The organism is Oceanimonas marisflavi (genome assembly GCF_003049725.1).
Taxonomy (GTDB): Bacteria; Pseudomonadota; Gammaproteobacteria; order Enterobacterales; family Aeromonadaceae; genus Oceanimonas; species Oceanimonas marisflavi.
Window position 1 is genome coordinate 34,358 of record NZ_QAGM01000021.1, and the last position, 18,712, is coordinate 53,069.

General features: G+C 59.3%; 16 protein-coding genes and 1 pseudogene. All 17 read left to right on the forward strand.

The window, feature by feature from the left end; translation table 11 throughout:
* Positions 1–321 precede the first annotated feature (321 nt).
* The 17 genes and pseudogenes from DA373_RS12835 (at position 322) to DA373_RS12910 (ending at position 18,687) form a co-directional block, all read left to right on the forward strand.
* Positions 322–2,187: a sensor histidine kinase gene (locus tag DA373_RS12835; RefSeq protein WP_107852706.1), complete on the forward strand. Its 1,866-nt coding sequence runs from the start codon at positions 322–324 to the stop codon at positions 2,185–2,187.
* Positions 2,184–2,567 (forward strand): response regulator, encoded by a 384-nt coding sequence (locus DA373_RS12840; RefSeq protein ID WP_107852707.1) that lies wholly within the window; start codon positions 2,184–2,186, stop codon positions 2,565–2,567. Before DA373_RS12835 ends, DA373_RS12840 begins: the two co-directional genes overlap by 4 nt.
* 3 nt (positions 2,568–2,570) lie before the next feature.
* Positions 2,571–4,697 (forward strand): putative bifunctional diguanylate cyclase/phosphodiesterase, encoded by a 2,127-nt coding sequence (locus DA373_RS12845; protein ID WP_107852708.1) that lies wholly within the window; start codon positions 2,571–2,573, stop codon positions 4,695–4,697.
* A 105-nt stretch (positions 4,698–4,802) separates the two neighbouring features.
* Entirely contained in the window at positions 4,803–6,836 is a 2,034-nt protein-coding gene (locus DA373_RS12850) for an ATPase, T2SS/T4P/T4SS family (RefSeq protein WP_198650313.1), read from the forward strand.
* A 12-nt stretch (positions 6,837–6,848) separates the two neighbouring features.
* On the forward strand, positions 6,849–7,961 hold the full coding sequence (locus DA373_RS12855) for a type II secretion system F family protein (protein WP_107852710.1): 1,113 nt from the start codon (positions 6,849–6,851) through the stop codon (positions 7,959–7,961).
* Positions 7,962–8,106: 145 nt separating this feature from the next.
* Positions 8,107–8,652 (forward strand): type IV pilin protein, encoded by a 546-nt coding sequence (locus DA373_RS12860; RefSeq protein ID WP_107852711.1) that lies wholly within the window; start codon positions 8,107–8,109, stop codon positions 8,650–8,652.
* 12 nt (positions 8,653–8,664) lie between these two features.
* Complete coding sequence (locus tag DA373_RS12865; RefSeq protein WP_157953722.1) at positions 8,665–9,219, forward strand: GspH/FimT family pseudopilin; 555 nt, start codon at positions 8,665–8,667, stop codon at positions 9,217–9,219.
* A 27-nt stretch (positions 9,220–9,246) separates the two neighbouring features.
* Positions 9,247–9,684, forward strand: a complete 438-nt coding sequence (locus DA373_RS12870) for a type IV pilus modification PilV family protein (protein ID WP_157953723.1) — start codon at positions 9,247–9,249, stop codon at positions 9,682–9,684.
* A complete protein-coding gene (locus DA373_RS12875; protein ID WP_107852714.1) occupies positions 9,681–10,721 on the forward strand; it encodes a hypothetical protein in 1,041 nt (346 codons plus the stop codon). The genes DA373_RS12870 and DA373_RS12875 overlap by 4 nt, the downstream gene beginning before the upstream one ends.
* Positions 10,721–13,576 carry a DNRLRE domain-containing protein gene (locus tag DA373_RS12880; RefSeq protein ID WP_107852715.1) on the forward strand — a complete coding sequence of 952 codons (2,856 nt, stop codon included), beginning with the start codon at positions 10,721–10,723 and terminating at the stop codon, positions 13,574–13,576. Before DA373_RS12875 ends, DA373_RS12880 begins: the two co-directional genes overlap by 1 nt.
* Before the next feature lie 59 nt (positions 13,577–13,635).
* On the forward strand, positions 13,636–14,757 hold the full coding sequence (gene pilM, locus DA373_RS12885) for a pilus assembly protein PilM (RefSeq protein ID WP_157953724.1): 1,122 nt from the start codon (positions 13,636–13,638) through the stop codon (positions 14,755–14,757).
* Positions 14,750–15,406: a PilN domain-containing protein gene (locus tag DA373_RS12890; protein ID WP_107852717.1), complete on the forward strand. Its 657-nt coding sequence runs from the start codon at positions 14,750–14,752 to the stop codon at positions 15,404–15,406. The genes pilM and DA373_RS12890 overlap by 8 nt, the downstream gene beginning before the upstream one ends.
* A complete protein-coding gene (gene pilO / locus DA373_RS12895) occupies positions 15,403–15,966 on the forward strand; it encodes a type 4a pilus biogenesis protein PilO (protein ID WP_107852718.1) in 564 nt (187 codons plus the stop codon). Before DA373_RS12890 ends, pilO begins: the two co-directional genes overlap by 4 nt.
* Positions 15,963–16,301 carry a hypothetical protein gene (locus DA373_RS12900; RefSeq protein WP_107852719.1) on the forward strand — a complete coding sequence of 113 codons (339 nt, stop codon included), beginning with the start codon at positions 15,963–15,965 and terminating at the stop codon, positions 16,299–16,301. Before pilO ends, DA373_RS12900 begins: the two co-directional genes overlap by 4 nt.
* Before the next feature lie 163 nt (positions 16,302–16,464).
* The gene (locus DA373_RS12905; protein WP_157953725.1) at positions 16,465–17,574 is read left to right on the forward strand and encodes a type II secretion system protein GspD; all 1,110 of its coding nucleotides are present in this window, start codon (positions 16,465–16,467) and stop codon (positions 17,572–17,574) included.
* 191 nt (positions 17,575–17,765) lie between these two features.
* Positions 17,766–17,906 (forward strand): annotated as a pseudogene (locus tag DA373_RS16640) (ADP-ribosylglycohydrolase family protein); the annotation flags it as partial.
* 136 nt (positions 17,907–18,042) lie between these two features.
* Entirely contained in the window at positions 18,043–18,687 is a 645-nt protein-coding gene (locus DA373_RS12910; protein ID WP_232821275.1) for an ADP-ribosylglycohydrolase family protein, read from the forward strand.
* The last annotated feature ends 25 nt before the right edge of the window (positions 18,688–18,712 follow it).

Below are 18,712 nucleotides of genomic sequence, written 5' to 3' on the forward strand. Positions count from 1 at the left end.
GTCCTTGCCCACCCAGCCAGTGGCAATAACAAACCTGACGCCCTGTTTTCTTGCTGTAGAAAATTATTTTCAAATGAGTACAGCAAGAGCAGATTTCTGGGCTATTCTTTTGGTACCCAAATGAACTTCGCACGCACACTCACGGATGGAGTGTGCCTTATGGTACCCCTGCAGGAGTTTCTCGATGCAGACAAGGATTGTCTCGCCTAATACCACTGGGAAAGATCCGGGAGTAATACCCTCACCATTCCTTGCACCAACATACATACCGCCGCGTTTTCATGAGAGAGCGTACCCGCGTTTCGCCGAAGGGTCGGTGCAATGCCGGCCGCATTAAATTCGCGCTTCATCGAGTGGCGGGCCGATCATAAAGGCCTTGCGGTCATCGCCATCTCGCTGCTGATGATCGGCTGCGTCACGGCCGTCATCTACCACCACCTGAGCCAGCAAAAAGAGGCGTGGCTACACAGCCAGGGACAAAGCCTGACCAGGATCATCAGCGCCATGCCGGTCGAGCAACTTGTATCCAACATGGGCAACAATGCACTGATGAACACCATTCACTATGCACTGGTGGAAAAACATTTTGCCTATATTTCTCTAGTCAGCCCGGACGGCGCTCTTCTGGTCGAACAAGCTGCCGATGGCGTTCGGGTGCCCACCCGGCATATTCCCCGCGAGCCGGCATTCTGGTTTGGCGAGCGGACCATAGAGCCGGATGCTGGCTCCCCCAGAATACTGGAGTTCCATGCCCCCCTGTTACAGGACAAACAGTTGCAGGCGTTTGTCCGGCTGGGGTTCTTTGCCCCCGGCTGGAGTGGGCTGACGGCTCAATTGCCCTTTATCGCCACCCTGGCGTTTCTCGTTTTCAACCTGGGCTGTGTGGTCTATTTCATGACCCGACTGGAACATGGTCAGCTGAACAAGCTGAATGACCAGCTGGAGCAGCTGATCAACACCAACCGTATGGCCCCCATCCAGCTTGAGGCCAACGGTGAGCTGCTCGAGTTTATCAAGCGTTTTAACAGTGTCATGGATCGGGTGACCGAGCAGCAGCAACACCTGGAAGTAAGCAATCATGAACTGTTGCTGAACAGCAAGCTGGAATCCTTCAGAAATTCCCGCCTGAACTCCATTCTGCAAACCTTGCCCGATGCCGTTTTTGTTCTCGATGACACAGGCCGGTTGTGTTTTTCCAACAGCAAGCTGCGCTACTATCTGAACATCCAGACGCCCCTGAAGGAAGGCGCAACCATGGCCGAATGGTGTCCCTACCGCGAACTCCACGGCTTTAGCAATCAGGGCAACAGCACACCACTTTCGGCCAAGAAAGCCAACGAAATCATTCTGACCACTGAAGGTCACACCAGACGCTCAATCCGCTTCCAGCGTTACCCTCTGTTCTCGCCCAGTCGCCCGGACAAGACCTTTGGCACACTTGTTGTCGGCCGGGATATCACCGAGCATCAGCTGGCAGTAGCGCATCGCGGCGAGTTTATCGCTCAGGTCGCGCACGAACTGAAAACCCCCCTCAATACCCTTTCCATATACAGTGAAGCGCTGTTGGGGGAAGACGGACACTCAACCGAATTCCGCATCGAAGCCTGCAACATCATTCACGACGAAACAGAGCGCCTTTCCAACCTGATCAACAACCTGCTGAATCTGAGCAAGCTGGAAAGTGGCACGCTCAAGCCGGATCGTCACCATGTCCGGCTGCATGACTTGCTGAAAGACGCTCTGGACTCAATCTCCGCCGGTACTCAGCACAAGGATATTCACTTCAAGTTTGCCGTGCCCAACGACCTGCCCCCCCTTTATCTGGACAAGGATCTGCTCCGCATCGCCGTCATCAACCTGCTGACCAATGCCATCAAATACAACCGTGCGAATGGCACTGTGTCGCTCCGGGCTCAGGAGACCGACAGCAGCATCATCATCATGGTCGAGGACACCGGCATCGGTATTTCAGACGCTGACCGCCCTCATGTATTTGAAAAGCATTTCCGTGCTGCCAGCGAGCAAGTGCAACAACGTCCGGGCCATGGGCTCGGCTTGTCGCTGACCCGTGAAATCGTCAGCCTGCTGCATGGCAGCATCAGCGTGCAAAGCGAGCTGGAGCGGGGTTCCTGCTTCCATATCCAGTTTGATAAAACCGTCGCTCTGTTAAAAAAGGTACCTGCATGAAGCCAACCATACTGCTGGTAGACGATGAACCCCATATTCTCAGGATCATGAGCCTGCAGCTGCAGCGCCAGGGTTACCAAATCAGCACCTGCGGCAATGGGGAAGAGGCCTTTGCCCGACTGCAGGAAAATCCGCCCGATGTGCTGATCACCGATATTCAGATGCCCAGAATGACCGGTGAGCAATTATGCAGAAAGATTCAGGCCGAGATACCCGACAGACATTTTCTTATTGTGCTGCTGACCTCACGTACCGAGCTTGAGCATCGCACCTGGTCAAAAGGCTTCGACAACCTCTGGTTTTACGAGAAACCCCTCAGCCTGCGTCAGCTGACATTTGAACTTGGCGGGTATTTCGAAGCGCACCGTTCGGAGATCTGAACCATGCATTTACTCGAACTGCCAGCGATCGACTTCAAGCGTTACATGCACTATGCAAACAAGCAGCTGCCCCGGTTGCAGGCCTGGCTGGTGCAGGATCACCATGGTCTTGTACTGGATACATCCGGCTCACCGGAAGATCCCGAGCCAGCCTGGATTGCGCGCCTGACCCCAGATTCGAACCAGACTGAAGAATGGGTGCAGCAGCAAAATGACAGCACTGTCATCATGCACACCATCAAGGGCGACAATGGAATAGTCTGGGCCAGGCTCTCTCTGCTGGTACAGGACGATATCGATGACGCACTGGAGGTCAGCCGTTTTATCCGGGACAGTCTCAAGCACGAGATAGCCCTGCTGTACGAGCTGAACTGCATGGCTACCGAACTGTCCGAACGTTACGAAGAGCTCCATCTGATCTATGACACCGATACCCAGCCGCTCAGTTACGAGAAAAGCCAGTCTGCCATCAGACAAATGGTAAAAAACTGTATCGATTACCTGGCCGTGGATTTCGCCTACCTGTGGCTGCCCAGGCAAAAAATAGAGATCACCCAGGGTGCTGAACAGCCCAAACGCGACGAGTTTCAGTACGCCATGAACGACTGCCGGCAACGCTTTCTCGATCACCTCTCCGCCTCGGGCGAAGCACTTGTCATCAACAGCTTCAGTGAACTGGCATCCCATAACAGTGACTACAAGCTGCCTTACAAAATCACGCTTTGCCCCATCAAAAACCAGGCGGAAAACCTGCTCGGTTTCTTGATGCTGGCGAAGCTGATGAACAAAAGTGATTTTACCAACAGCGATCGCAACCTGTTGATGGCCATGGCGGGCAAGGTCACCAAGGCCATTCTCAGCATCTACGACGACAAGACCGGCCTGGTAAAACACGAGGGCTTTGAGCATCAGCTCAGACACATTTTGGAGACCAAACAGAACCAGAGCTTTCATCACTCGCTGCTTCTGGTCAACATCGACAAATTCGCAGTGATCAATGATGTGATGGGATTCAGCGAAGGCGACAGGCTGTTGCTGCGGGTCACGCATATTCTGAATACCTGTATCCGCAGCAGCGATACCCTGGCCCGACTCACTGGCAATACCTTTGCCCTGCTGCTGCCCAACTGCTCGATGCAACATGCACGGGCAATCGGGCACCAGATTATCAAGGAGATAGGCGAGCTCAGCGTCACCAACGGCGAACAATGCCAGAACGTCAGCTGCAGCGTTGCCCTGTCGGGACTCAGAGACGAGAGCCAGTCCGTTGACCGGCTGCTGTCAAACCTCAACATTGCACTGACCCTTGCCAAGGAACAGGGCGGCAACCGCCTGCAGATCTGCAGCCAGTACAACACCGAGCAAGCATCCCGCTCCGTGGCCATGCGCTGGGTTGGCCGTATCCAGGAAGCGCTGCGCAATAACCGCTTTGTACCCTATTTTCAGCCTATCGTCCCTCTGTACCCCGGTGATACCAATGAGCCCCACGGGGAGATACTGCTGCGCTACATCGACGACACCGGCTGCATTATTTCGCCCGGTGAATTCATGTCCGCCGCCGAGCACTATCACCTGATGCCGGCCATCGATCTGCGGGTCATCGAGCTGGTACTGGAGCAACTGCCCCGTGATCAGACCGCACTCTGGTCCATCAACCTGTCGGGGCAATCCATTTCGGATCCGGATTTTGTCAGGAAGATCATCGAAATGATTAATTTCCACGGCATCAATCCCAGACACCTCTGCTTTGAAGTCACCGAAACCGCTGCTATCCGCAGCCTGGTGGATGCCAAGCGTTTTATCACCGAGTTGCGCGAGACCGGCTGTCGAATTTCACTCGATGACTTCGGCACTGGCTTGAGCTCCTTCAGCTACCTGCGTGAGCTCGACATTGACTACCTGAAGATCGATGGCTCTTTTGTTCGCGCCATGAGTCAGGATTCGACGGCCCGTATCATGGTGCAGGCCATCCACAAGGTAGGGAAGTCCATGGGGCTGAAAACCATAGCAGAGTTCGTCGAAACCGAGGATATCCGGCAGCAGCTGATCGATATCGGCATTGATTACGGACAAGGGTATTTGTTCGGCAAACCCCAGCCGCTGGCCAAGTTTCTGAGACCAGGATACTGACTGCAGATGACATTCCAGACCAATCACAGCGCCGTTCAGCCACGTCCGGAGCACGAGCCGGAAGCCACTGCTTCTGGTACAGAGACGCATGATCAGCAGCCGGTCATGCACACCAAAATTGGCCTCATCAGTTACATCACCCCGACCCTGAAGCTGACCGAGACCGGGGTACTCGGTGCACTGGCGGCCTGTGCCAGCGGCTGCATTGAACGGGGGGAATGGCAGCAAATTATCGACCTGAGCCATATCGAACGCGTCAACAGTGCCGCTCTGGAATGTCTGCTGGATATCGGGGAGCAGCTGGCATCATTGGGAGGCTGGCTCAAAACCACCCATGCCCAGCCCGTGGTCAGTGAAGTGCTCAATTTCACCGGCATCGGCAACCAGATTGATCTGGAAGAGCTGTCTCAGGAAATACTGTCGGCCACCGCCGGCAGATCGGAAGAGCCGGCCCGCCTGGGAGATATCCTGCTCTCCCGGGGGGTCATCAACGAGCAGCAGCTGACTGAGGTCATCGGTCTGCAGGACAGGCTCAACAAGCGCATGGGGGATATTCTGCTGGAAAAAGGCTGGATTCGGGAAACCCAGCTACTGGAAGCCCTGGGAGGGCAGCTGAAACTGCCCTTTATCACATTGCGGCCGGGTCTTTACGATCCGGAGATCACCCGGCAAATACCGGCCCAGACTTGCAAGCGGCTGGGCATAGTGCCCTTGTTCCGGCTGCGCCACGAGCTGCTGGTCGCCACTGCCGACCCCCAGCAAATGCCGGCATTCACCGAGCTGGAGGAGCTGCTCAGGGTCCATGTCAGGCCGGTACTGGCCTGTCGCGAGAACATTCAGGAGACCCTGCACACTGTCTACGCCGATGGCGACGACCAGCTATCGAATGAATCTCTGGAACTGATTGAGTCTCAGGATCAGGATCTGGAGCTGGTGGAAAAAGCCCGTATCGATGACCATGCCCGTATCGACGAACTGGCCGAAGGCAGTCCGGTTATCCGGCTGGTCAATTCCATTTTGCAGCGGGCCGTCAACGACAATGTCAGCGATATCCATATTGAGCCGGATCGCAGCACGGCGCGGGTGCGCTTCCGCATCGACGGCCTGCTCTATCAGGTCATGACTCTGCGCCTGGAGCTGCTGCCGGCGCTGGTGTCGAGGTTAAAGGTAATGGCCAGCCTGGATATCTCGGAGCGGCGCCTGCCCCAGGACGGGCGTATCCAGGTGCAGACCCGAAACCGCCTGGTCGATCTGCGTTTCAGCTCGTTGCCAGGCCTGTACGGTGAGAAAGTGGTACTGCGGCTGCTGGACAAGCAGCACTCCTTGCTGGATCTCAACAAACTTGGCATGAACGCACACAGCCTGGCGCAATACCGTCAACTGCTGCAACGTCCCTATGGCCTGATCCTGGTGACCGGGCCGACCGGCAGCGGCAAGACCACGAGCCTCTATGCCGCCATCAACCATCTTAACAGTGTCGAAAAGAATATCGTCACCATCGAAGATCCGGTTGAATACCAGCTCGATATCGTCAACCAGAACGAGGTCAAGGAGGCGATCGGCCTGTCCTTTGCCAAGATACTGCGCCATGTACTGCGTCAGGATCCGGACATCGTGCTGGTCGGCGAAATCCGTGACCGGGAAACCGCCGCCATCGCGGTACAGGCCGCCCTGACCGGCCACCTGGTGTTATCGACGCTGCATACCAACAACAGTGCCGGCGCCATCGTGCGCATGGTCGACATGGGCATCGAGCCCTACCTGCTGGCCTCGGCGCTGGCCGGGGTCGTGGCCCAGCGCTTGATCCGGGCCATCTGCAGCCACTGCAAAACCCAGTACCTGGCGCCGGTGGAAATCTGCCAGCAACACGGCTGGCCCACCGATGGCAGTGTAATGCTGTCCCGCGGCCGGGGCTGCAGCGAATGCTACGACTCCGGCTTCAAGTCCCGTCTCGCCATTCATGAACTGATGCCGAACACACCGGCGCTGCAACAGCTCATTCTGCAAAACCCCAGCCTGGATACGCTGGAGGACTATCGTATCAGGCAGCAGATCCCTTCCTTGTTTGCGGATGGGCTGGAACGTGTGCGTCGTGGCCTGACCACGGCCGAAGAGATCACCCGGGTGATCAATGTCTGAGGAAGCAGCCTGATGCCACTGACCGTAAAAAAAAGCAAACCCGCCGCCACCACCATGCGCTCCTCCCCCTTCAGCGGGCTGCTCCAGCCCCGGCTCAAGGCGGCCGACCGGCTGTTTTTCAGCGAGCAGCTGTCGCTGCTGCTGGAAACCGGCACCAGTATACTGGCGGCGCTGCAGACCATCAGACAGCAAACCCGGCATCCGGCGATGCACAGCCTGCTGACCGATCTTGAGCAGCGCATTGCCGACGGCCAGCCTTTGTCCCAGGCCCTGTCCCATCACCCCCGGCTGTTCAATACCACCTATGTCAACCTGGTGGCCGCCGCCGAAGGGGGTGGCTTCCTGAACAAGGTGCTACGGCACCTGGCCGAACTGGACGAGCGTCGTGAACAGCTCCGCCAGCAGCTGAAAGGGGCCGCTTCCTACCCGGTATTTCTGGCGCTGTTTTCGGTGGCGGTCATGCTGTTCGTGCTGGTGGTGGTATTTCCCAAGTTCGACACCATGTTCGAGTCTATCCGCGATCAGCTGCCCTGGACCACCAATGTGCTGATGAGCGCCAGTGACATCATGCGCCGGCACTGGCCCTGGCTCGGCCTCGCCACCGCATTGCTGGCCCTGGGCGGATATGCCTGGGCCGGCAGCGAAGCCGGACGACAACGGCTGGATCGCTGGCGACTGACACTCCCCGGTCTCCGCAGCATGTATATCCGCCTCTATCTGACCGAGTCGTTGCGGGTGCTGGGGCTGTCACTCAGTCACGGCGTGCCTCTGGTTGCCGCCCTGGATGCCACGCGTGATGTGGTCGGCAACCGGCAGTTTCAGCAGTTTATCGGTCAGCTGCAGCAGAATGTCACCGAAGGCAAGGGCCTGTCCTACGGCTTTGAAAAGGCCGGCTGGATCCCTTCTCTGGTGCGCCAGATGCTGCGCACCGGTGAAGAAACAGGCAACCTGCCCAGGGTCATGTTGCGGCTGACCGAACATTATGAAAGGGAGCTGCGTAAAAGCCTGAACACCCTGACCAGGCTCGCCGAGCCACTGATGCTGCTGGTGATGGGCCTGGTGGTCGGCGTGCTGGTCAGCTCCCTGATCCTGCCCATTTTCAAGCTGTCCCGGGTCGCCCATTGAAACACCACAGAGAGCCTTTCGGGGCCGGTAACAGGAGTATGAAGCAGTCCGGTTATTGATCTTTACAACGGCTTTACTAGATTAAATTTAGACCCATGTGAGCATTTTCAGGTGTTCGCGCTAGCTGATAGGAAGAGGCTATACCATGAAAATAAAAAACAAGGTAGTACAAGGATTTACCCTGGTCGAACTGTTGATTGTGGTGATCATACTGTCGATTCTGGCCGCCATTGTCATTCCGCAGTTCAGTGCCTCCACCGACGATGCCAAAACCGCATCCGCCCAGAGTACCCTGGCCAACCTGCGCTCGATGATCGACCTTTATTACCAGCAGCATGGGGCATATCCCGGCAACGGCACCGCCATCTCCGCCAATGCCTGTACGGGAACCAAAGGCACAGGGGATGGCACTCTCGCCAACGCCGGTCAAACCTTTATCGATCAACTGACGCTTTACAGCAATGATGCCGGTGGCGCCTGCTCTGTCAGTGATACAAGCAACCACCGTTTCGGCCCCTATTACAAGAAAGCCACACTGCCCGGCGACCCTTTTATGAATGTAGCGACTCTCTCCGTGATCGAAGACGGCGACCTGAAAATGAATGCCAGCGGCACCACCACCGGCGGCTGGAAATACGATCGCAAGACCGGGAAGATCATCATCAACCACGAAGACTATGACGATCTGTAAGGAAGGATGGCCATGCCGGCTGTCCCGGAGCGTTGCCATGGCAGAAGCCTCACCGAGCTGCTGCTGGTGGTCACCCTGCTCGGCACTCTGGCGCTGGTGGCCGTGCCCTCGCTGACCGCACAGGGCCCGGAGCGGGTTGAGCTCGCCACCACCGAGGTGGCCGGCGCCATCCGTTTTGCCCGGAATGAAGCACGGCGCAGCGGAGCCGAACACGGAGTCCTGCTCGACACCGCCGCCCAGCGGCTGCAGGTATATCGCATCGACGATTCAGGGCCTTCGCCGGTGGTGACCTTCGATGTCTACCATCCCCTCGACAAACAGCGCTACGAGCTCAGCTTCGCCACCGACGCACGCTACCACCCGGTCCGGCTCGACGACGCCACCTTTGTCTATCAGGGGCTGGCCACCGGCCAGCAGGACATCCGCTTTCTGAGCAGCGGCGAACCCTACTATCTGGACAGCAGCACGCGGCGTATGCTGGTCAGCGGCGCCGTCATACTGAGCGATGGCCGGCACCGGCGGCAGCTAACCGTCATCCCCGGAACCGGCCGAATCACCTGGCAATAATCACAACAACAATAAACGAGTGCGCGCATGGACAGCAGAAGCCAAACCAGAGACGCAATGGCGTTCTCCCAGCAGGGGTTTTCCTATCTTGAAGCCCTGATCGCGACCTTTATTATCGGCCTGACTCTGGTGCCGGCCATCGAGGCCCTGCAATCCGGCAGCCAGGCCGCCAGTGCTCATCATCAACACCGCATCGACCAGCCCTTGCTGGCCGGCAAGATGGAACAAGTGCTGGCCAGCGAATATGGCCTGCTCGCCACCGCCGTGGCCGGCCCCACCACGCTCAGCAGTTTGTCCGATACCGTCATCAGCAGCGATGGCCGCAGCCTGCAGCGGCAGGTGTATCTGGCTTTTTATGATGGCGAAACCGGCGATCCCTTTGCCGCCGCCGACACCGGCCTGCTCTGGCTCAGGGTGGAGCTGGCCGGTACCCCTCAGGCCCTGGAAACCCTGGTGAGCCAATGAGCCGGCATCCTGCCACCTCCGTGCTGCGGCAGCGGGGACTGTCGCTGCATGAACTGCTGGGGGCGCTGGCCGTGGCGTCATTACTGATGGCCGGGCTGGGTGGCCTGGTCGGCTCCGCCCTCGGACTGCAGGACGAGGGCCAGACCAGCAACAGCCTGGCCCATGACGCCAGTTTTGCCCTGACGCGGATGACAGAATCGGTGCAGAACAGCCAGCGTTTACTGCTGCCGCTGGCAGACAATCCCGGCACCGGCTGGCAGGAGCATGTGCGGGTGCAAACCGTGCCGGCCTCGCCTCCTGAAAGCGGCAGCACCCTGGCCACGGCGGTGCTGGCGGTAACCCTAAGCCCGCGTCAGGATCTCGATGGCGATGGCTGGGCCGACGCCAACAACGACCGCGACTTCCTCGACCGCAACCAGAACGGTGTGCGCGATCCGGGCGAAGCCGAGCGGATCGACGAGGATGTGTTTTCCGACAACACCCGGGATGGTGCCCCCGGCATTATCGGTATCGACGACGATGGCGACGGCAGTGTCGACGAGTCCTCCGCCGCCGATCCTGCCAGAGACAACGACGAGCAGGGCAACAGCGGTGATGATCCCCTGGGCGGCGGCGATCAGGATGGCGATGGCAGCGACGACGAGGATTTGCCAAGTGATGTAAACCTCGACCAAAAGCCGGGCCTGGCGGGTATCGACGACGATTTTGACGGCAACATCGACGAAGGCTCTCCGCCCGACGACGATGAGGACGGTACTGCAGACGAAGACGGCTTCGAGCCGGTGGTTTATTACCTTGACGGCGACCAGTTGATCGAGCGCTGGCCGGCCTTCAGCGACCAGAATGGCGATGGCCTGGTGGATGGCCGTGACTACACCGAAAGCGTGCTGGCCGAGGGCGTAACCCTGCTGCGGATTGAGCGGGTGCCGCTGGCCGGCGGTCGCAGCCAGCTGGTGGATATCACCCTGACCCTGGCCCGGGATGGCGAACACAGCATCAGCCTCAACCAGCGTGTGCGCCTGGGAGGCGGGCTGTGATGCGTCCGCACCGGCGTCACCAAAGCGGTTACCTGCTGTTGCCGGTGGTGATCACCCTGACGCTGCTGGCCAGTCTCGCCTACCTGCTCAGCCACAGCAGCGCCCTGCACCTGGCCAGCAGCCGCAGCGAGGCGAATACACACAAGGCCCGCTATGTGGCCGAAGCGGGTCTCCATCATGCGCTCTGGCAGACCCTGCAGGCCAACTGCAGCGGCTATCCCAGCCTCGGCAATCAGCCGTTCGGCAACCACAGCTACAGCACGGTGATCAGCCCCACCGGCGGCTCCCCGGTCAGCATTACCGCCAGCGCCCTGCTGGCCAACGGCAGCCGCTACAGCATCCGCCGCGATGCAGTCGACACCTACGAAACTCCGGTTAGCCAGACCCTGGTGCTGGGCACAGATCCCGGCAGCGATGTGCTGGTCGATCAGTTTTACGCAAACCAGAATTACGGCAATTACGAGCTGCAGGTGAGCGGGCTGCCGAGCTGGACCCGGCGCAGCCTGCTGCAGTTTGATCTGTCCGCCCTGCCCGGCGGCGTTCGCCTGCTCGGCGCCGAGCTGCAGCTCTATCAGCTCAATAGCCTCAGCCTGGGCGGCAACCTGAGCGCACACAGGGTCACCCGCGGCTGGGTGGAAGGCAGCGGTCAGGGCACCGGCAGCCCGGACGGCGCCACCTGGAACACACACAATGGCAACAATGGCTGGAGCAGCCCAGGAGGCGATCATCAGGCCGCCCCCGTTGCCAGCGCCTCGGCTCGCCTGACTCCCGGCTGGGTCAGCTGGAATATCGGTACCCAGGTCGAACGCTGGCTCGACGGCACCGACCCCAACCATGGATTGCTGCTGCAAACCGGTCTGACCTCGGCCCCGCGCTTCGCCTCGAAAGAACACGCCGATACCACCCTGCGTCCACGACTGGTGCTGACCTATGCCTGCCCCTGCGATGCCGGCACTGCCAGCACCAGCCTGGTGCTGCAGCCGGACGCGGCCGACGGTGCAGATACCTATCTGGATGACGGCAACCCGGGGACCAACTGGGGCAGTGACACCCAGTTGCGCATCAGCAACAAGAGCAATGTCCAGAAGCGTGGTCTGCTGCGCTTCGACCTTTCCGCCATCCCGCCAGCCTCCCTGATTACCTCGGCCACCCTGGAGATGAACCTCGAAGGCATCGGCTCCGGCGACACCGCCGCCATCGATCTACACCGGGTCACCCGTGACTGGCATCAAAGCCAGGCCAGCTGGAGTCAAGCGCTGAATACGACCAACTGGACCAGCCCGGGGGGAGATATCGACCCGACGGCCATCACCAGCGCCGTCATTGAACCCGCCGGTGGGCCGGTGCAGTGGGATATCACCGCGCTGGCCGGCGACTGGGTCGCGGGCAATCTGGACAACCATGGTGTGATGCTGCTGGGCAGCCCCGGGGTCAACCATGCCGATTTCAGCAGCAGCAACCATGCCACCGCCGCCCTGCGGCCGAAACTGACCATCCAGTATCACTGCCCCTGCGGCGCCCAGTGCACCCTACCCGAAACACCTTCCTGCAGCGCCGTGTTCATTCCCGACACCATTGCCGGCGAGTTCAGCACGGCGGGGCAGAGCTACCACTACAATACCGGCATCACCCCGGTACCGGGAGGCATGACCTTCAACGGCAACACAGTGCCGGCCGACGGCGGCTGGGTAGCGGTGGGCGACTCCGGCCGGCTGGTGTTGCTCGACCGGATGGGCCAGCTGCTCGACGACACCTTTAATTCCGGCCTGTCAGGGCTGGAAGGTATTGCGTACATCCCCGAAGGGGAACTGGCCGGCAAGCTGCTGGCCGTCAGGGGCAACCACATCTACCAGATTGACCCTGCGCAGCCACCATCCACCCATCCTGTCGGGATCCTGGTCGACTTTGCATCCGACCTGCGCGGCGCCAGCTATATCAAAGGCGGCAGTTACGACGGCTATATCGCCCTGCTCGATAAAACCACGGGCCGGTTTTACATCATCGATCAGGCTTTCTCCCTGGTACTGGGTAACGAGTTCAGCATGCAACTGGCCGGGCCCTCGGGGCTGGGCAGCGACTTTGAAGGCATCGCCCACCTGCCCGACACCGATCAGTTTTTGGTCACCGATCTCTACCTCGGTTATGCGCATTTTTACTCGGCTACGGGCATCTGGCTGGATGGCTACCCGATCAGCGGATTCGGTATTTCCAAGCCTACGGCGGCCGCCATCGATCCCCGGACCTGCGCCCATGTGTTTGGCAGTGTTCCCGACGCCCACTACTGGCTGCTGACCAGCACCAGTAAAAACAGCGACCTGAGGCAGAGCATACTGCTGCCCACCCGCGATACCTTTATCAATGAAGGCGCCAGCAGCACGCCCATGGGCACCGACACCCGCCTGCAGGCTGGCACGGACAACAGCAACAACCGGCGGGCCACCCTGCTGAACTTCAGCCTCGCAGACCTGCCCGCCGATGCCAGCCTCAGCAGCGCCCGGCTGCGCCTGTATGCCGGCAGTCGCACCGGCAACAACAACAACTGGAGCCTGCGGATACACAGTATCAAGGAAAGCTGGACCGAAAGCGGCGCCACCTGGGTCAGCCGTGATGGCAGCCACCCCTGGGGAAACGGGCCCGGCGGCAGCTACGAGCCCATTGTGGTGGCGTCGCAACCCGTTGCCGATACCGGCTGGTATGAATTCGATATCACCCCCCTGGTGCAGGAGTGGCTGGACGGCGTCTCGCCCAATCACGGCGTGCAACTGGTCACCGATGCTCCAAAACGAAACGGCCTTGAGTTTCACGCTCGGGAGGGTGACAACCCTCCACAGCTGGTGGTGATCTATGGCAAATGAAACGTACCGCCTTTGCCAGCGTCAGCCCATGTTTGACAGGAGAAACCCTGACGATGTCCATGGCATTTAAGTTACCCTTTAAGTTACCGGCGGCCACCTGGTTCAGGGGAGCCGGTACTCATTCCATCGGTCTGGAGCTGTCACAGAACAGTCTCAACCTGGCCCAGTTCAAGACACAGACCGCCGGTTCAACACCGCTCCTGCAGGCGGCCTGCTCGGTTGCCTACCCGGTTGACAGGGATACCCTGCTGGCCTCGCCACAGGGCCTGAAAAGCCTGCTGGCCGGGGTATTCAAGCAGCATCCCTTTCGCGGCCGGCGGGTTACTACCCTGTTGCCGGCGGACAAGGTCCGGACGCTGTCGCTGAGCTACCCGCTCAAGGCCGGCCAGGATGAGGCCAACGCCATACTGACTACCCTGTCCCAGCGGCTAAACGAACCCCTTGATGAGCTGGTGATCGATTATGTGCCTATCCGCACCACAGATGACAGGCCGGAACGACTGGCACTGATCGCCATGGCCCGGCACACCGATGTTGTCGATTATCTGGAGCTGCTGCGCCGGGCCGGGCTGGAGGTGACCTCGGTTGAAATTGGCCAGATCGCCATCAGCCGTCTGATCACCTGGCTCAATGGCCATGCCCCGGACCGCAACAGCCTGGTTATTAACTTTGGTAACGATATCAGTTACCTGACCATGATCTCTGGCCGCCGTCTGGTGATCGACCACGGCATTGGTTTCGGCGAAACTGCCCTGCTCGAGCGGCTGGCCACGGAGCTGGACATCTCCGGCCAGCAGGCACGGGCACTGATGCGTTCGGGAAATACCGATGGCCAGTCGGCACACTGGGCGGCGTCCCTGCCCAGCAACAACAAGGCACGGACGCTGGCCCTGGACATACTGCAGTCGGACCTGATACAGCTCAAGGACGAAATCCGCCGAACCCTGATCTATGCCGCGTCGGAGCTGCATGGCCAGCCGGTGCACAATCTGTATCTGTTCGGCAGTCTGGCCCGGTGGAACGGGCTGTCTGCCCGGCTGCAGGCATTGATCGAGATCCCCACTCAGCATCCCGATCCTCTGGGCGCCTTCCAGGGGGAGCGACAGCACACAACGGGCAGCCAGCAGGATCTCTATATTGCCACCGGGCTGGCGCTGAAGGAGCTGACGGCACATGCATGAACTGGATCTGATTCCGCCGGACTACCGTGCCGGGCTACGGCTGAAACGCCGGCTTGTTTACGGTCTTGCTGCCGCGGTGATCTCCGTCCTGCTGCTGCTGCTGGCAGCGTTGCTGCTGTCGCGCCATAACGACCACCTGGAACACCGGATATTCACCCTGCAACAGCAGCATAACGATCTTCGCTACCGTCAGAACCAGCTGCAGGAACTCAACAAGACCCGGGCGGCATTACACCGGGAACTGCGTTTTCTCGAGGGCCTGCGCAGCGGAGTGGCGGTTGCCGAATTACTCGACGCCGTCGACAAGGCACTGGGAGACCATCCCGTCTGGTTTCAGGACTGGAACTTCCGGCGGGCCAGCAGCCTGGTTGACAAGCCACCGGGTACCTCGACCCAGGGATATTTCATTCTTGTCAGACCGGAAGACAGCCCCGCCACCCGACAGGAAGCACTGAAGCTGGACATTCACATGACGGTGCATGGCCAGGCCGCCGATCATGTAGCCCTGTCTCACTTCCTGCGCCAGCTGTCCGGACAGCCCCAAATCGCCGACGTTCGGTTGAGCCGCACCAGTTTGCGCCGCTACACCAGTGGCGAAGTACTGGATTTTGAATTAACCGCACGTCTCAACCCGGATGAAGCACCATGAAACCGGACATAAAGCTCAATCCGCATCATGCAAGGACCCTCTTACTGGCAATGGCCGGTGGTGGCCTGCTGCTGCTGGTGACACTGTTCACCTACCTGCTGCTGCCGGAACTGAAACGCTATGGCATGGCACAGGATACCCTGATGCTGCCAAACAGTACGCCGGCAGAAACCCGCCAGCTTGACAACCAGCTCGCTCAACTCCGCACCGAGGTGGAAACGCTACGGCATACCATTCACGGTGACATGGCCCAACGCCCCACCAGACAGCTGGGCAGCTATATTATTGAATCTCTGCAAAACCTGTCCTGGCACAACCGGATGCAACTGACCAGCCTGGTGCCACGCTCGGGCAGCCGTATCGACGTATTTCAGGAGCTGATATTCGATATCGAGCTCACCGGCAGCTACATGGACTTTTACCGCTGGATCCATGAACTGAACGACCAGCTCGGTTTTGTTGTGATCTCCTCCTTCGATATGCGACCAGTCCGTACCCAGGAAGATGACACCCGCATCGATATCAAGCTCACCCTGGTGGCCTACAAGGCGGAATCATGAAGATACGACGACTCTTTCCCATCGGCCTCTGGCTGCTTTCAGCCTTCTCCCTGGCGGATACCGGCATGCCATCACGGGATCCTTTCGTCAGGCCGCAAGCCGGGCTGCAAAGCCGCACCGCGCCGAAGCCGGTTGCTCCCGGACCCACCTTCACGCTGCGCGCGTTACTGATGGCCGGTGATGCTTCGCTGGCCAATGTCGATGGCATCATACTGGCCATCGGCGACGTTCATGAGGGGTATCGATTAATTTCGGTTTCCCAGGAAGAAACCCTGTTCGAAAAAGGCTCAAACAGATATCGTGTCTTTCTCAAGGAAAGAACGTCCCAAAAATGATAATAAGAATGCAGGAGCTTTAATTACTATGTGCGCGCATACTCTCAGCACGGCCTTCAAGCGCTTGCTGCCCTTGCTTGTTTCCCTCCTTGTGTACATCAGTCCAGCGGCACTGGGGGCAAAAGTATCGCTTAATGTCAATAATACCGACATTGCCGAGGTCATGGACATGCTTTCGCGTCAGCAAAAGCTGAATATCATGCTGGCAACAGGGGTATCGGGGCCGGTATCGGTCAACCTTTATGAGGTGGAAACATCCAGAGCCATTCAGATGATTGCCGAATCGGCCAACTTTGTGGTGGAACGGCGTCATGGCAGTTACTTTATCCGCAAGCGTGAGGATGTCGGCAAATACAGCTACAACAACCTGACCGAGCTGAAAACCTTCAAGGTCCAGTATTCCGATCCCGTTGCCATTCAGGATATCCTGAGCAAGTATATTTCGAGCTATGGCAATATCACCGCCCTGCCGGAGCGCGGTCTGCTGGTGGTGGAAGACAAGCCGGAATTTCTCACCCGCATCGGCGAGCTGCTCGAGGAAATCGACCGTCAGCCGCGACAGATCCTGATCGAGGCCAAAATCTTCGACGTCACTCTGCAGGACAGCGATGTTTTCGGCATCGACTGGGCCACCATCTTTAAAGGGGGCCAGGGCATCGCCGGCACCTCCGGGCTGGTACCGGGAAATGATGGCATCTTTATCGATCTGGCCACGCCGGATCTGGAACTGTTCTTTAACGCCCTGCAAACCAAAAACCGGCTGCATACCGTATCAACCCCCAAAATACTGGCGCTGGAAGACCAGGAAGCCAGCACGGTGATCGGTGACCGTCAGGGCTTCAAGGTCACCACCACCATCAACCAGATCACCACCGAAAGCGTCGATTTTCTCGAATCCGGTGTGATCCTCAAGGTCAAGCCGGCGGTCGACGAAGCCAACCGGATCCTGCTGCAAATTCACCCGGAGGTCAGTACGGGCACGGTCAACCAGCAGGGCATTCCCTCGCAAAGCACCACAGAGGTCACCACGCAGATGCTGGTCAACAGCGGCCAGACGGTATTTATCGGCGGATTAATCCGGCAAACAACAGAAGAAGGCGTCAAAGGCGTGCCAGTGCTGATGCACATTCCCTTGCTAGGACGCCTGTTCAGGCAAACGACCCATACAGATGTGCAAACCGAAACCGTGGTGCTGATCACCCCCTATTTGGTCAAGGATGGCATGCTGCCATCGGCTCCTGAACCAAGGCTGTCGATGACGGTTTCTCCCTGATTCCTGCCTGGTTAAGCCCCGTTTTTCTCTGTCGTCATGTCCTCGAAGAAAGGCATCCAGAATATGGTGTACTGTCGTTGATAACACCATGGGTCTGCAGAGGCAGGTTGGCTGGCATATAGTAAGGACAGTCTGTTTGCCATTCGGAGACGGCCATGACACCACTGCAGGACAGGGCCGCCGGTGCCCTGATGGGCGCCTTTATCGGCGAGGCGCTGGGCGTGGGCCCGCACTGGTATTACGATCTCGGCGCCCTGCGGCGGGATCACGGCCACTGGATCAGTGACTACACTCGTCCCCAGCCCGGCCGCTATCATGAAGGCCTGCAGGCCGGCGACGGCTCCCAGCCCGCCTTTATTCTCAGGCTGTTGCTGCAGTCGCTGACAGACGGCAACGGCTACGATCACACCGACTTCTGCCACCGGCTGGATACACAACTGCTGCCGCTGCTGGACGGTACTCCCATAAATGGCGCTGGCGGTGCGCTACGCCACCCAACCCGCCCGGCTGGCGCACACCGTGGCGGCCAATGCCGTTATCACCCAAAGCGACGACAGCATACTGGCGATGACGGTGGCCTATGGCGCCGTACTTGGCCAGCTGGTGCAGGGGCATGCACTCGATGGCGCACTCTCGGGCCGGCTGATGACTCTGGTAAAGGATGGCGAGCTGCCCTTTCATGCGGTCACCACCCAGGGGCTGAACCCGCCGCGCCCCGGGGCCGAGCCGTCCCGGGCCGGCCGGTTTGCTTCACCCGATGCCCTGCTCACCCCATCCCATATTGCCCAGGCGGTGGCGGATCCCGGGGTGCGCATTGAGCCGGCCTGGAAGGTATCCCTGGTATACGGCATGCCCTGCGCCATTTATCATGTGCTGCCCGCCGTCTATTACCTGGCGGCGCGCTTTGCCGGCGATTTCGAATCGGCGGTGCTGCACGCCATTAACGGCGGCGGCCAGAATCAGGCCCGCGCCATGCTCACCGGCGCCCTGGCGGGTGCCCAGTGCGGTCTGTCGGGCATTCCCGAGCGTTTTATTACCGGCCTGAACGACGCTCCCGAACTGCTGTCATTATGCCGGGAGCTGGCCCTGCAGATAACACCACCAACAGACTGACAATGCGCCCTGTGCGATAATGGCG

Bases quoted from the DNA above. Each gene is read 5' to 3' on its own strand.
- DA373_RS12850 (WP_198650313.1), top strand. From the start codon at position 4,803: ATGCACACCAAAATTGGCCTCATCAGTTACATCACCCCGACCCTGAAG.
- pilM (WP_157953724.1), top strand. From the start codon at position 13,636: ATGGCATTTAAGTTACCCTTTAAGTTACCGGCGGCCACCTGGTTCAGG.
- DA373_RS12835 (WP_107852706.1), top strand. From the start codon at position 322: ATGCCGGCCGCATTAAATTCGCGCTTCATCGAGTGGCGGGCCGATCAT.
- DA373_RS12890 (WP_107852717.1), top strand. From the start codon at position 14,750: ATGCATGAACTGGATCTGATTCCGCCGGACTACCGTGCCGGGCTACGG.
- DA373_RS12840 (WP_107852707.1), top strand. From the start codon at position 2,184: ATGAAGCCAACCATACTGCTGGTAGACGATGAACCCCATATTCTCAGG.
- DA373_RS12875 (WP_107852714.1), top strand. From the start codon at position 9,681: ATGAGCCGGCATCCTGCCACCTCCGTGCTGCGGCAGCGGGGACTGTCG.
- DA373_RS12845 (WP_107852708.1), top strand. From the start codon at position 2,571: ATGCATTTACTCGAACTGCCAGCGATCGACTTCAAGCGTTACATGCAC.
- DA373_RS12880 (WP_107852715.1), top strand. From the start codon at position 10,721: ATGCGTCCGCACCGGCGTCACCAAAGCGGTTACCTGCTGTTGCCGGTG.
- DA373_RS12905 (WP_157953725.1), top strand. From the start codon at position 16,465: ATGGACATGCTTTCGCGTCAGCAAAAGCTGAATATCATGCTGGCAACA.
- DA373_RS12910 (WP_232821275.1), top strand. From the start codon at position 18,043: ATGGCGCTGGCGGTGCGCTACGCCACCCAACCCGCCCGGCTGGCGCAC.
- pilO (WP_107852718.1), top strand. From the start codon at position 15,403: ATGAAACCGGACATAAAGCTCAATCCGCATCATGCAAGGACCCTCTTA.
- DA373_RS12870 (WP_157953723.1), top strand. From the start codon at position 9,247: ATGGACAGCAGAAGCCAAACCAGAGACGCAATGGCGTTCTCCCAGCAG.
- DA373_RS12855 (WP_107852710.1), top strand. From the start codon at position 6,849: ATGCCACTGACCGTAAAAAAAAGCAAACCCGCCGCCACCACCATGCGC.
- DA373_RS12860 (WP_107852711.1), top strand. From the start codon at position 8,107: ATGAAAATAAAAAACAAGGTAGTACAAGGATTTACCCTGGTCGAACTG.
- DA373_RS12900 (WP_107852719.1), top strand. From the start codon at position 15,963: ATGAAGATACGACGACTCTTTCCCATCGGCCTCTGGCTGCTTTCAGCC.
- DA373_RS12865 (WP_157953722.1), top strand. From the start codon at position 8,665: ATGCCGGCTGTCCCGGAGCGTTGCCATGGCAGAAGCCTCACCGAGCTG.